This is a genomic window from Alteromonas sp. ABD4_190, assembly GCF_056160105.1.
This window is the reverse complement of record NZ_JBSWWN010000002.1, coordinates 19,307-33,589: the sequence shown is the minus strand read 5'-3', so window position 1 is coordinate 33,589 and position 14,283 is coordinate 19,307. Positions and strand designations below refer to the sequence as shown.

The window sequence follows — 14,283 nt, the reverse complement described above, 5'->3', positions numbered from 1 at the left end:
GAAGAATATTTAAATTTGGCGCAACGCCTGAGGAAAAAAAGTGACCGTTCCCGTTAGTATCATGTGGTTCAGACAAGACCTACGCGTAAAAGACAACCCGGCATTAAATGCAGCTTGTGATATGGGTAAAATAGTCCCCATCTATATTTATGATGATACAACCCCTGACGGAAGAGTACCTGGAGGAGCCAGTAAATGGTGGCTTCATCATTCTTTGGCTTCTCTGAATCAGCGCCTTAATGGCCACCTACAAATTTTTAAAGGCAATCCAAAGGATATAATTTCAACATTAATGAAATCTTTTGACGCAAAAGCTATCTTTTGGAACCGGTGCTATGAACCATGGCAGATAAACCGCGACAAAGAGATAAAGCAATTTCTCATTGATAGTGATTACGAAGCGCACAGCTGCAATGGAAGTCTTTTATGGGAGCCAATGAAAGTGCTCAAAAAGGACGGCACGCCTTATCGCGTATTTACTCCTTATTACAAGAAAGGTTGTTTACAAGTAGAAGAGCCGCGATATCCCAAAGCACCACCAGCACGGATAACTTATGCAGACGTAGAAAATGAAGGTATTGAATTAGCGTCGCTAAACTTACTGCCTACTATCAACTGGGACGAGACTATTTCGAAAGAATGGTCGCCAGGCGAAGACGGAGCTGCTGATAATCTTGCAGATTTTATTGAAAATTCTGCGCGTAAATATAAAGACGGACGAGACATCCCTTCAGCTCGCGGCACATCGCGCTTATCACCCCACCTGCATTTTGGCGAGGTTTCACCCAACCAAGTGTGGTATGCGATAAAAGATAAATTTGGCAATAATGAAGACAAAAGCATTGAAACCTATTTGAGCGAGTTAGGGTGGCGTGAGTTTAGCTATTACTTGCTATTTCATTTTCCAACGCTTCCAAATAAAAACTTCAACGATAAGTTCGATAAATTTCCCTGGCGTACAGATGCGAAAGCACTTGAAGCGTGGCAAACAGGGAAAACGGGGATTCCTATTGTTGACGCCGGTATGCGAGAACTATGGCAAACAGGCTACATGCATAATCGCGTGCGCATGATTGTTGGCTCGTTTCTGGTTAAAAACTTATTGCTAAGCTGGCATGAAGGAGAAAGATGGTTTTGGGATACACTGCTGGATGCTGACCTTGCGAGTAACAGTGCTAGTTGGCAGTGGGTTGCGGGTTCTGGTGCAGACGCTGCACCTTACTTCAGGATCTTCAACCCAATATTACAAGGAGAGAAGTTTGATAAAAAGGGCAACTATGTGTGCAAGTATTGCCCAGAATTGAACAAGCTACCGGATAAGTACATACACAAGCCATGGGAAGCACCTAGTGCAATACTAAAAGATGCAGGGATTGAACTTGGTAAGGATTACCCGAAGCCACTTGTTGATCTTAAAGCATCACGTCAGCGCGCTCTGGACGCGTTTCAGCAGATAAAAGAGTAGGGTATGGCGGCACTTATTTTAGTTTTAGGCGATCAGCTCACCGAGACCTTACCGGCAATTAGCGATGCAGTGAAAAGCAAAGATACCATTCTAATGGCGGAAGTGCGTGAAGAAGCGACCTATGTAAAGCATCACAAAAAGAAAATAGCGTTCTTGTTTAGCGCAATGCGCCATTTTGCTAAACGTTTACGTGATGAAAATTTTAATGTTAACTATGTTCACTATACTGATAGCACTAACAAAGGCGACTTACTTGCACAAGTGAAGCACGCATTAAGCGAAAAGGATTTTGATGAAGTAAAAGTGACCATGCCTGGTGAGCACCGCTTGCTTAAAAGCATGGAGCAATGGGAAAGCGTGCTTGGTAAACCCGTTACTATTTGTGAAGACAATCGTTTCTTATCCACACCACAAGAATTTTCAGAGTGGGCGGAAGGTAAAAAACAGCTTCGCATGGAGTTTTTTTACCGTGAAATGCGTCGCAAACACAACGTACTTATGGAGGGGAAAAACCCCATTGGTGGAAAGTGGAATTACGATGCCCAAAATCGTGAATCTATGCCAGAAACTCACAAAGTGCCTAAGCACACCACATTCGACATTGACGGCATAACTTCAAATGTAATTGAACTAGTAAAAAACGAATTCAGCGATCATTTTGGCGATATTGATAACTTTCACTTTGCGGTCACGCGGGAAGATGCCCTTACCGTTTTAAACACCTTCATAGAACAAAGGCTACCAAATTTCGGTCAGTATCAAGACGCCATGGTCGAGGGCAAGCCTTGGCTTTATCATTCTCACATCGCGTTCTACCTAAACTGCGGGTTATTAACCCCCAAAGAAGCCATTCAAGCCGCCGAGCAAGCGTACCATGCTGGGCAAGTACCTCTTAATTCTGCCGAAGGGTTTATTCGACAGATATTAGGCTGGCGTGAATACGTGAGAGGTTTTTATTGGCATTTTATGCCGAATCTAAAAACAGATAACTACTTTAACAACAGCCGCGCGTTGCCTTCGTTCTTTTGGGATGCACAGACCAACATGAACTGTATGCGCCAATGTATAAAAGAGACCCAACAAAACGCATATGCGCACCACATACAGCGGCTGATGGTGATTGGTAACTTCAGCCTGTTAACCGAACTGAGCCCTGAAGAGGTACAAGCGTGGTATTTGCTTGTTTATGCCGATGCTTATGAATGGGTTGAGCTGCCCAATGTAGCGGGAATGATCTTGTACAGCGACGGTGGAAACTTAGCAAGTAAACCCTATGTCGCTAGCGGTAGCTATATCAATAAAATGAGTAACTACTGCAAGAACTGTGGCTATCAGGTTTCAAAGAAAACGGGACCAAAAGCTTGTCCCTTTAACTACCTATATTGGCATTTTATAGATAAGCACAAAGAAAAGTTAAGTAACAATCACCGTATGGCTATGATTTATAAGACCTATGGGCGGATGAAAGAAGAAAATATAGCAACCATGAAACAGGACGCGACCATATTTCTATTAAAGCTAACTAAAAATGAAGAAGTCTGACTTACCCACCAAGATGTGCCCAGTCTGTGAAAGACCGTTTACATGGCGCAAGAAATGGGAGAAAAACTGGGAAAACGTACGGTATTGCTCTAAGCGCTGTGCCGGGAATAAAAACAAACGTTCGACCCGCTGATATAGCTGTATGCGGCGACATTCTATATACGAGAAGTCAGAGTTTTAACATGCCTGGCGCTCGTTATGCTTACTCAAGGAATGTCCGATTAAACATTCGCACCGATCATCTCGTATACATTAGAAGAGCCATACAAGGAGTGTGTTATGGAAGCACCAATAACCGTAGATCGACTGCGTTTTCTTATCTTCAATGCTAAAGAGAAATTATGGGTAAAACCATTGGGGTTCTGCCTTCTTTCTATTTTAGTTGTCTTTCTAGCCAAAGTGGCAGACGGAACATCGTTGGCTGAGCATATTCCTGAAATAAAACCTGAATCAGTTGAAACGCTGCTTTCGATAATGGCATCAAGTATGATGGTAATTGCCACATTCTCTGCGGGTACCATGGTCAATGCATATGCTTCAGCTAGCCAGTCATCAACGCCGCGATCGTTAAGCCTTATTATTTCTGACGATGTATCGCAAAATGCATTGTCCGTTTTTATTGGGGCATTTATTTACAGTGCTGTTGCACTTACAGCAATGACCCAAGCTTTTTTTGATGAAGCAGGGCTCTTCTTATTATTTTGTTTAACGTGCTGTGCATTTGCGATAGTAATTTTAACCTTTATTCGATGGGTAGACAGCGTTGCTCGGTTAGGCCGCGTGGGTTCTACCATATTAAAAGTAGAAAAAGCTACTCAAAGAGCAATTGAACATCGAATTAAAACGCCATGTTTAGGGGCTGTTCCCTTAAAAGCGATATCTCAAAGTAAGATAAAAGAGCAGGGCGCTCAGCCAGTTTTTAGTCAGCGAGTAGGGTACATTCAACTTATCGATATAGCGCGAATTCAGCGGTGGGCCTGTGAAAACGACGCGTTCATTAATGTAAATATGCTTCCAGGGGAATTTGTTACGCCAGATAAAGTACTTGCCTATGTTAATAAAAAAGATGATTTGGACGCTATTGAACAGGCATATACGATATCTGAGGAGCGTTCATTTGAAGCGGATCCACGTTTTGGTTTTGTTGTATTAGCAGAAATCGCTTCCCGAGCACTTTCACCCGCAATCAATGATCACGGAACAGCCATTAGCATTATTAGCAGTGTGACTAGACTGCTGCTGTTGTGGCAAACATCAGAACATACCACAGCGGATGAGCAAGAACGTCAGGATAAGAATTATCAATACGACCGAATTTCGGTACCAGAATTAACTATTCATGACCTGTTTGACGACGCTTATACCAGTATTAGCCGTGACGGTGCTGCTAATATAGAAGTCGCTATTCACATTCAAAAGTCACTCAACGCTATTATTAATTGTTTTGATAACAACAGCGGATTTAAAGAGACAGCCACACATTTCGCGAAACAAAGTTTTAAAAGAAGTGAGCAGGATTTAACGTTTTCTGATGATATCGAGAGGCTTAGCAAATGTTTCAATCAAAGTTCAGATTAACGAATGCTTACAAACAGATACTTGTGTTGTAAATGCGATGCCAATATGTTTACCTGGTATTAAAAAACGAGGAGATTCATATGTTTAAGAAACTTTTGGCAAGTGTGGGTATTGGTAAGGCTAAGGTCGACACTCTGCTGCTTTCGGATAAATTACAAGCGGGACAAACATTTGATATCGAAGTTGTTATACGAGGCGGCGACGTTGAACAACAACTTCAAGGGTTAGAGTTTGCTGTTATGGCTAGCGCGAAGACAGAGGCAGATTTAGGCGACAATGAAATCGAATACAATAAGAGCGTCGTCCTGCAAAGCTGGCAACAATCGTTCAGCTTGTTGATACAGCCAGGTGAAACCGTAACTAAACAGTTCACGTTAGATTTGCATCCAGAAGTACCGGCAACTTATCTATTTGGTCATCAAATTGGTAAAGTATGGTTGCAAACAGGACTAGATATTAAATCTGGAATAGATGCTAGCGACAAGGATGGCCTAACGATAGAGCCGTCTAAAACGCAATTAGCGGTGCTGAAATTCATTTCTGACAGCGGATACCGATTATTCAAATCTGATATAGAATCTGGTGGAGTTCGCGCTCGTGAATTTGTATCACATTTACCTTGTTATCAAGAGTACGAATTCAAGCCAGAATCACGTAGCTTATTTGGCGCTCGAGAACTAGAAGTTACGTTCGTTGATAATGGCAATGAAACTGGCGTACTGATTGAAGTCGATCGCGCATTTTTAGGTGATGGGTATAAGAGCACATCTATACCTAATAGCTGTGTTACGACAGAATCAGTTCGCCACTATATCGGTCAACTTCTAGGGTAAATTCATGACAAGGTGCCGAGTAACTAAACCTTTATTCGGCTCTTATGTGCTACTCATTATAGTAGTTTCTTTATAACCGTATCCTTTAAACTGTTTCCTGAATGTGCCTCAAATATATCGCATGAGCCTAGATAAAAAAAAGGGCTATTGAGTACGACACATGTTGAATGATTGACCAATTCAATTACTAACTCATTTAATATTCCTGCAATAATGTCACTAAAATTAGCTCTAATTAATACTTAGGAAAAATACACCCGATATTTAAAGCCTAACGATTCAAGTAAAAACCTCTTTTAATACACATCAATTTAAAGGCTAACCAGTTCAAAACGGTTAAATATAGAATCGTGCGCTATGTGAATGAAATAAAAAAATCAGGGCTGTCATGCTGCAGATTTCACGTAGCACACGATTCAATTTATCACGCCTAAATCAAATCATCTGAGCAGTTTTAAATTAAAAACATCGACGTAAGTTAGACGTTCACGCACAAGCCCAAAACAAAACACAGTGCCAACACAGCAGCCACGCATAAAAGTCTGTAAGTAATCACAGCCAACAAACCAACCAAAAAGAGCGGCATCATCGCCCTAATCATCCATATATACTATTTCGTATAATGTATATTATGTTAAATAGAGTATTAAAGTTGATGGTGAATGAGCCAGATAGAGTTTTGCAAGGAGCACTGCGCTATCCTTCCCCTAATAATTAGGTATTCGTAAGGTTTAACGACAATTAATACAGACAAACAATAAACTTAATCATGCTCCTATAAATATGCATCAGGCTTTAGTCTTCTTTACTTTAAATAATGAATGCACAGCCAGTAATATTAATTATTAACAAAGTCAGCCAAGGGCTTTACGCTGATAAATTAAATATAATTTCTAAAATAAGACGACTAGCTGTAAGGTTTAGGTTTTTCTTACATTTAGCGTTACATGTAATAATTACTGCCAGTAAAACTCATATATTGATTGTTCTTTATTTTAAATATCACCAATTATCTATACTTTTTATTAAATTAAACATCGTGCATGGAGACCGTTCGTTGTTTTAAAGTTGGGTGGCGTGGATAGCACGTAGAATTAATAATTATCGACGCGATGTTTATTGAATTCATATCTGCGTAGACGTCGTTTATTCGGCAAGGTACCGTAGACGCCATTAGATAGGCGCTCTATGAAAAGCATATAAAAAGCAAAGGTAATAACTACTAGGTTATCGCCTATTCCGCTTTTGTAACGTTTATTTTTAACTCGTTTGGTTTTGAAAAATGTGCGATTAACCAGCAAACATGTTGGAAGTAAATCATGTGAGGTACTTCTTTTATAAATAAGCTCTTAGGGTGTTTTTTCACCACTTTTCAGCTTATTTTTTAGGCGCCTCTACGTGAAATCTGAGCGCGCATTCGGGGTGTTACCTTGCAGATTTCACGTAGCGCACGATTTAAATTACATAAAAAAAGCACTATCTCAGCAGGCCACAAGCCTTATCGAGCGATATGGTTTTGAATAATTACGAGATAGGCCAACAATGGACGGCATTGAAACACCTAAACTGTTTATATATACAGTAATATGGTAGAGTAGCAATGTACTTGAGGTTATAATAGCAAAGCGGTTTGTGGAATGATGAATGGATTAGTGCGTAGCTTCACGCATGATAATTACAGTTATCATGCGTGAATATTGTTGTATATCAATAGCTTATCAATTTCTGTTAAATCTAGCATAATAGTTACATTAATGTCTTCACCAGGTTGCTCAATGCCCTCAAAAACTAATAGCTCATACTTGCTCACAACTCAATTAGTTAACAGCAACAGTGCTGGCAGCTCACAGCCACAAAACTCAAGTAGCGCCAAAGTTCCAGCTTTTGGTATCTTGCACTCTCGTGGTAAGCAGCACACGTCAGGTTCTGACGATCTAACAACAAGTCAATTTTCATCTTCTGAAAAAAACGTTGAGAGCTATTATCAAGATATTTTTACCAAGCTTCCATACAACACACAACGGGCATACATTAGTGACTACAATGAGTTCGCAATTTTTTGTAAGCAAGCTGGATTAAGTGGCTTTAAGAATGACTTCGAACATAATGAGGTCTGCATTAAACAATATGTTGAAGCCTTGTGTCGTTCTCCCCTAGCCTATAGAACCATTAAGCGTCGGTTATCTGCCCTTAGTAAATTTTTAGGCGTGGCTAAATTGCCAAACCCAATTATTAGATCTGCGTATCTAAGAGACTTCATCCGTTTATCGCTTATAGAGAATAGAAAATTTCGCTTGTCTCACAAACAAGCGGTTCCGCTTACCATAGATATGCTTGAACAAATAAACAATGCAATTATTCCTGATTCTTTATTGGAGCTCCGCGACCTTGCAATCATTAACCTGATGTTTGATGCATTGCTTCGCGCTGATGAATTAGTTCGAGTTTGCATCGAGGATATATCTGCGCGTAATAACACGCTGTTGGTTGTTTCTTCGAAAAGCGACCAGTCTGGTCAAGGTCAATATCGCTATGTTTCTTGCAGCACTATATCTATGGTTCAAGAGTATATTAACGAAGCTAATCTTGACCCAAAAACTAAAGCAACTCGCCTTTCTTCAGATTTACGCGGCCTGCACAAAGGGGTTTTGTTTAGACGACTAACAAACCATAAAACAGCACTTTTGCCATTCGATGAGAACATTCCCAGCCATAAGGCAAATGTACTTAACTATTCGAGTGTCTACAGGATTTGGCAACGCATTGCTCAACGCGCAGGTATTAGCGAAAACATTACCCCTCATAGCGGTCGTGTTGGTGGTGCAGTTTCTCTAGCCGAAGATGGTGCATCTTTACCCGAGCTTCAACTGGCTGGAGGTTGGCAATCACCAGAAATGCCTGGGCATTATACAAAACAGGCTAACGTAAAGCGTGGTGGAATGGCAAAATTGTCGGCAAAACGGAAAAGATAAAGCTTATTAAATACAGCAACTTAATTAGCTCATGGTTACGCATAACCAACGACATCAATAACAATGTCTAACTCACCTACTCTCTTCATTCTTTTACCAATCTGAAACTGTATTACTCGCGTATCAAAAGGTAAATTTGCCCTAAACCTATATTAATGAATAGATTTTCTAAGTTGGCAAACATTCAAGTAAAAGGAGTGATATATGAGTAGCGGTATTGATACAAAGCATGGAAAACTACTCGCGGAAATGGTGGTTCCCTCGTCGTCATGGAATGTCCAACCCGAGAAGCAAGACCCTTTCAAGTCACAAGAAGCAGCATTAGATTATTTAAACTCAAACAATGAGCCGTTATATCTCCTCGTGCCATTAGCTCAATCTGATGATTACGTGAGAATCTGCGTAACTTCACGAGGCGATGATGTTGTTTTTACGATAAAAGATATCAGTAACGGTGGTGAAACTTCATTGCATTATTCGCACATTAAAAATTTAGATAGCACAATCAGAACCTTAGTATCAGAATGTTGTAACCAGAAAATCAGAGCCCTATAAATTAGGGCTTTCTTTACGCCTATAAATCGCAAATTGCATTACCAAAGAATGCTAATCCACGTATAGCCGGCCATCATTAAGCTAATGAACACTGCTGCCGAGCCGATATCTTTAGCACGCCCTATTAATAAATGGATGTCTGTGCTGACATGATCACAGAGTTTCTCAATAGCGGTGTTGAGTAGCTCGGTGATAAGCACTATGAGTAAAGATATCACCAGCAATATACGTTCTACATGCGTGACATCGATGAAAAACGCTACAGGTGTCATTATCAATATTGCGAAAACTTCTTGTCTTACTGCAGCTTCACTTAAAAAGGCTGCTCGAAGGCCCTTAAGTGAATAGTAAGTGGCATAGAGTACGCGTAAAATACCTGTCCGTTTCGTTATCATGATAAGTAATTTTAAGATTAGTTACAGCCTTACAAAACCTAACTGACCTTCGTTACATCTACATGACGGCGAAGGTATTTATCATGAATATTTAAAGCATTTTCGACGCTAATCGCCGCATTGATTTATACTTTCACAGCTAGCACGTCTGTTTTAACACCATGTAGTACTGCATTGGCCGTTGACCCAAGTAGCAAACGAAGACCGCTCTGGCCATGGGTGCCGACAACAATGAGATCTGCATTAATCTTTTCGGCCATATGGTGAATCTTATCCGCAGGCGAGCCTATTTCAACATTGATGTGGCTGTAAGGTATATCATGTTTTGCGGCAACGTCTTTTAATTGCCTTAATGCCTGCTCTCTTACTTCTTCTGAAAAATCTCGTTCTAGGAATAATCCGTAAGGCTCTACATTGGTTTGTGGATAAGCAACATACAGGAGGTGAATTTTGTGACTATTGCCCGCTATTGCAATGGCTTTCTCCACCACTAATTCGTAGTCAGAATAAATATCTATAGGTACTAAAATTGTCTCGTAACCTTGCATTGTGGCTGGCCTCAATTTTTGTTAGGTAGCAGTGCTTTTCTACCATAACGTTTACTAATTCCATTAAATAGTAGTGCTATACAAATAATTATTCTTTGAGCTAGGTCAATGATTAGTCTGCAGCCTCATTCATAATCAGTGTATACACATTAGTTCTAGCGAACGTTACGTATCTTTATCGTAAAACAAAGAGGGAAATGAGTATGAAAACGGCAATAGTTGTTATAGCAACGCTTCTCCTTTTCGCCTGTGACCAGGGCGCGCAGTCACCTCGCGGCTTTAGTTTGCCCGAAGGCAATATGGAAAAAGGCTATTTGGTATTTAAGAAGTATCAGTGCCAAGACTGTCACAGAATCGCGGAAGAAAAAGAGTCCGACAATGCGCAATACCTAGTCGCGAAGCCTATTCCGTTGGGAGGCAGCAGTGGAAGAATTAAAACTTATGCAGAGTTGGTGACAAGTATTATTAACCCATCACACAAACTTACTCCTCGACAGCCTGCCAGTTTCACCAGCGAAGACGGTGTGTCATTAATGCGAGTTATAAACGACGAGCTAACGGTTTCTGAATTAATAGATTTAGTGGCGTATCTTCAGCCTAAATATAAAGTAACACCCTACAGGACTAGTGATTACCGCCTCTATCAACTGCGTATTCCAAGCGAGCAATCTAAAGATTAACTCGCAGTTTTAGGTATTAATAATCGTTAAGCGTGACTCCACAATCGGTATTTGATTAGGAGTCATGGCTTAGCTTTTTTAAGATACCGCTTTCGTTTCTTTCTCTATTTCTGCCAATAAACTACAAGGCATAAAGCTTTCAGCATTTGCTTCTTTTAAGTGTAATTTAAATCTATCGGGAACGTCGTCGGTTAAGAAACTTCCTGTTTTAACTAACGGGAAAATTTCGTCGTAACGCGCTATATGACACTGATCTACCCGCCTAAATATATGGGTACGATTTAGTTCGCTAGTTCTCACATGTCCTGTAGAAGACAAGATATCCATCAGCGCATGAATAGTTTTTTTGTGAAAGCGGTACACGCGCTCGTACTTGTCTTCAACGTTTAAGCCCTTGGCAAGCTTAGGGTCTTGCGTTGCTACACCGGTAGGACATTTATTCGTATTGCATGACAGCGACTGAACACATCCAAGTGCCAACATCATTCCTCGGGCACTGTTACATAAATCAGCGCCTAAACTTAGATTTTTCGCTAACTGAAAAGCGGTAATGATTTTTCCAGAAGCAATAATTTTAATTTTATCACGAATACCAAAACCAGTGAGACAATCGTCAACAAACGCCAAGGCTTCACGCAGAGGAAATCCTATAGAGTTTGTGTACTCAAGCGGTGCGGCGCCGGTACCTCCTTCGCCCCCGTCTACCGTTATAAAATCTGGCGTTACGTCCTTCTCTACCATGGCTTTGCACATGGCAATGAACTCACTTTTTCTACCCAGCGCCAGCTTAATACCCACTGGTTTATAGCCACTTAACTTGCGTAACTGATTAATAAAATCAACCATTTCTAAAGGCGTTGCAAACGCTTTATGTCTAGGGGGAGAATCAACTTGAGTTCCAGGCTCAACACCTCTTATTTTAGCTATTTCAGGCGTATTTTTATACGCAGGTAGAATACCGCCGTGCCCTGGCTTAGCTCCTTGGCTTAGCTTTATTTCTATCATTTTTACATTGTCGAGTTTGGCTTTTTCTTCAAAAAGAACAGGATCGAAACCGCCATCTTTACTTCTACAACCAAAGTATCCCGTACCAATTTGCCAAACTATATCGCCACCGTTTTCGAGGTGATATGGGGTTAACCCCCCCTCACCTGTGTTATGGTAAAACCCGCCTTTTGCAGCACCTTTATTTAGCGCCAAAATGGCATTTTTTGACAAGCTTCCAAAACTCATTGCGCTTATGTTAAGTATGCTAGCACGATACGGCTTTTTGCAGTGAGGACCACCTACCGTCACTCGGGGATCTTCATCCATGTCTTCCACTTCGCGAGCAGATAAAGAATGGCCAATCCACTCATAGCCATCTTTATAAGTATCAAGTTGTGTACCGAAAGGGACTGTTTCTCTACTGTTTTTCGCACGTTGATAAACAATCGAACGAAACATGCGGGAAATAGGTGCTCCGCCAGTATCGGTTTCTATGATGTATTGCTGGATGTAGGGCCTTAGTCCCTCGACGGTCCACCTCACTCTGCCAATTAATGGAAAGTTCCGTAAAATGGCATGCTTGGTTTGGAAGGCATCATATAGACCAAAAATGAGTAGCGTGACTGATAAAAGTAAAAACCACCACACTGGCGACCACAACATGCCAATCACCACATTAAGGGCGACCAGCAAGATGAGTATGCTTAAAATTGTTAAACGCATTCAAAGTCCTTCTTAATTTCGGCCATATCAAAATCAGATAATATGCCTATAACCCTGTTCAATACACCTGAAATCGGGAACTAGGTTCACTTTAGCGATAAACAACTGATTTTACATCTAAAACCACTTAGCCTGATTTTACAAAATAGAGGTTACGCGTTACCAATTCATGACTTATTGATACTTTTTTAGCTGCGAAAACAAGCTATTACATGCTAATCTAAAAGCATTAGAATATTAGATTCATCCAGTGTTTATTATATTGGGTTAGAAATGATGTGACCTGTAAAGGGCAACGGATTTTACGTTCAACATTTTTGAAAGGTAATTCATGGAGTATGCATTTCTTCTTTTCGCATTTATATGCGGCTTATCAGTAAAACTAATTGGCATCCCTCCTCTTGTCGGCTATTTGGTAGCTGGCTTTTTATTAAACTTTGCAGGTTACACACTTACTGAAGACTTAACCCAGATAGCCAATTTGGGTATTACTATTATGCTCTTTACCATTGGCTTGAAACTTAATATTCGCGATTTGAGTCGTCGAGAAGTTTGGGCGGGAAGTGTTTCACACACCTTAATATGGGTGGGCGTTATTACTTGTTGTGTTTATGCAATAAGTGCGGTTGCCGCCAATTTCGTTGACGGCCTTACTTGGAAAAGCGCTACGCTTATCGCATTTGCACTTAGTTTCAGCAGTACCGTGTGTGTAGTTAAGGTGTTAGAAGAAAGCGGTGAAAGTAAAACCCGCCACGGCCGCCTTGCTATAGGCATTTTAGTTATGCAGGACGTTTTTGCTGTTATCTTTCTTGTTGCAGCAACTGGAAAGCTCCCCTCTGTGTGGGCGCTTGCGTTGTTGGCCTTATTCCCAGCAATGCCAATCATAAACAAAATGATTAATAAGTCGGGTCACGGTGAACTGCTTCCGCTTACTGGCTTTATCCTCGCCTTGGGTGGCTATCACTTGTTTGAGCTGGTAAACATTAAAGGCGATCTTGGGGCACTAATCTTTGGAATCATGTTAGCGCAACATGAAAAGGCTTCGGAGCTAGCGAAGTCACTGCTTAGTTTTAAGGATCTCTTCTTAATCGGCTTCTTCCTTACTATCGGTCTTACCGCCCTTCCCGATCTCAGTATGATTGTCCTTGCTATCGTGTTCTGCTTATTTATACCATTAAAAGCAGCACTCTTTTTCGGCTTATTCACGTCACTTCGCCTTCGCGGTCGCACGGCTTACTTGAGCAGCTTGGTGCTTTCAAATTACAGTGAATTTGGGCTTATTGTTGGCGCACTAGCCGTTTCATTAGGTTTATTGGCAAACTCTTGGTTAGTGGTCATTGCTTTAGCCGTCTCTATTTCATTCGTTATTACCAGCGTGCTCTATCGCAATTCTCATTCTCAATATCACAATCATAAACACACCATTAAACGTTTTGAGAAAAACGAGCGCTTAAAAGAAGATATTTATCCTACTCTCCACAACGCGGAGTTTTTAGTGTTGGGGATGGGACGAGTTGGTCGCGGTGCCTTCAATGCATTATCTAAATTAAGTGATGTGAGCGTATGGGGAATGGACGCCGACCGAGTAAAAGTAAAAGAGTTATCAGACGAAGGTTTAAACGTAATATGCGGCGACGGTGAAGACGTCGATTTGTGGGATAATTTAGATATCAAACAGATTCAGCTTGTTTTGCTTGCTCTGCCTTCTATACAGGACTCAATAAACATCACACGTCAGCTTAAAAACGCAGGCTATGTTGGAAAAGTTGCAGCCATTGCACGCTATGAAGATGAAGTATCACATCTATTAGAAAACGGTGTAGATAAAGTCTTCAACTTCTTTACCGAAGCAGGGCTTGGTTTTGCTGAAGAAAGTCTTGCTTATGCGCGTGCACAACAGTAATGCTGTTCTAAATGCGAACAATGGATGAATTGAGAAACGTTATCGTTTGTAAACAACTGTTTTACAAAGACTTTTTTGACATGCGGTCAAATTTAGACTAAA

At 40.8% G+C, this 14,283-nt stretch carries 12 protein-coding genes; 9 read left to right on the top strand and 3 right to left on the bottom strand.

Translation table 11 applies throughout. The annotated features are described in order from the left end of the window. Window positions 1-40 precede the first annotated feature (40 nt). From ACXAFM_RS17770 to ACXAFM_RS17740, 7 genes are all read left to right on the top strand, one after another. Window positions 41-1,465 carry a cryptochrome/photolyase family protein gene (locus ACXAFM_RS17770; protein ID WP_474835611.1) on the top strand — a complete coding sequence of 475 codons (1,425 nt, stop codon included), beginning with the start codon at window positions 41-43 and terminating at the stop codon, window positions 1,463-1,465. Between the two features lie 3 nt (window positions 1,466-1,468). Next, the gene (locus ACXAFM_RS17765) at window positions 1,469-3,007 is read left to right on the top strand and encodes a cryptochrome/photolyase family protein (RefSeq protein WP_474835610.1); all 1,539 of its coding nucleotides are present in this window, start codon (window positions 1,469-1,471) and stop codon (window positions 3,005-3,007) included. Then, window positions 2,994-3,140, top strand: coding sequence for a DUF2256 domain-containing protein (locus ACXAFM_RS17760; protein WP_474835609.1), 147 nt, complete (start codon window positions 2,994-2,996; stop codon window positions 3,138-3,140). Before ACXAFM_RS17765 ends, ACXAFM_RS17760 begins: the two co-directional genes overlap by 14 nt. 146 nt (window positions 3,141-3,286) lie before the next feature. After that, on the top strand, window positions 3,287-4,585 hold the full coding sequence (locus ACXAFM_RS17755; protein ID WP_474835607.1) for a DUF2254 domain-containing protein: 1,299 nt from the start codon (window positions 3,287-3,289) through the stop codon (window positions 4,583-4,585). Between the two features lie 80 nt (window positions 4,586-4,665). Further along, the gene (locus ACXAFM_RS17750; protein ID WP_474835605.1) at window positions 4,666-5,418 is read left to right on the top strand and encodes a sporulation protein; all 753 of its coding nucleotides are present in this window, start codon (window positions 4,666-4,668) and stop codon (window positions 5,416-5,418) included. Between the two features lie 1,775 nt (window positions 5,419-7,193). Next, a complete protein-coding gene (locus ACXAFM_RS17745) occupies window positions 7,194-8,390 on the top strand; it encodes a tyrosine-type recombinase/integrase (protein ID WP_474835604.1) in 1,197 nt (398 codons plus the stop codon). A 204-nt stretch (window positions 8,391-8,594) separates the two neighbouring features. After that, a complete protein-coding gene (locus ACXAFM_RS17740) occupies window positions 8,595-8,945 on the top strand; it encodes a hypothetical protein (RefSeq protein ID WP_474835603.1) in 351 nt (116 codons plus the stop codon). A gap of 38 nt (window positions 8,946-8,983) precedes the next feature. Here ACXAFM_RS17740 and ACXAFM_RS17735 read toward each other — a convergent pair whose 3' ends face one another. Beyond that, window positions 8,984-9,340, bottom strand: a complete 357-nt coding sequence (locus ACXAFM_RS17735; protein ID WP_474835602.1) for a diacylglycerol kinase — start codon at window positions 9,338-9,340, stop codon at window positions 8,984-8,986. Window positions 9,341-9,465: 125 nt separating this feature from the next. Beyond that, window positions 9,466-9,888 carry a universal stress protein gene (locus ACXAFM_RS17730; protein ID WP_474835601.1) on the bottom strand — a complete coding sequence of 141 codons (423 nt, stop codon included), beginning with the start codon at window positions 9,886-9,888 and terminating at the stop codon, window positions 9,466-9,468. 203 nt (window positions 9,889-10,091) lie between these two features. On the opposite strand from ACXAFM_RS17730, the gene ACXAFM_RS17725 reads away from it, so the two are divergent. Next, window positions 10,092-10,568, top strand: coding sequence for a cytochrome C (locus tag ACXAFM_RS17725; protein WP_474835600.1), 477 nt, complete (start codon window positions 10,092-10,094; stop codon window positions 10,566-10,568). Between the two features lie 78 nt (window positions 10,569-10,646). Here ACXAFM_RS17725 and ACXAFM_RS17720 read toward each other — a convergent pair whose 3' ends face one another. After that, window positions 10,647-12,278, bottom strand: coding sequence for an FMN-binding glutamate synthase family protein (locus tag ACXAFM_RS17720; protein ID WP_474835599.1), 1,632 nt, complete (start codon window positions 12,276-12,278; stop codon window positions 10,647-10,649). Between the two features lie 331 nt (window positions 12,279-12,609). Here ACXAFM_RS17720 and ACXAFM_RS17715 point away from each other — a divergent pair, with 331 nt between their 5' ends. Continuing rightward, complete coding sequence (locus ACXAFM_RS17715; protein ID WP_474835597.1) at window positions 12,610-14,181, top strand: cation:proton antiporter domain-containing protein; 1,572 nt, start codon at window positions 12,610-12,612, stop codon at window positions 14,179-14,181. Window positions 14,182-14,283: the final 102 nt, after the last annotated feature.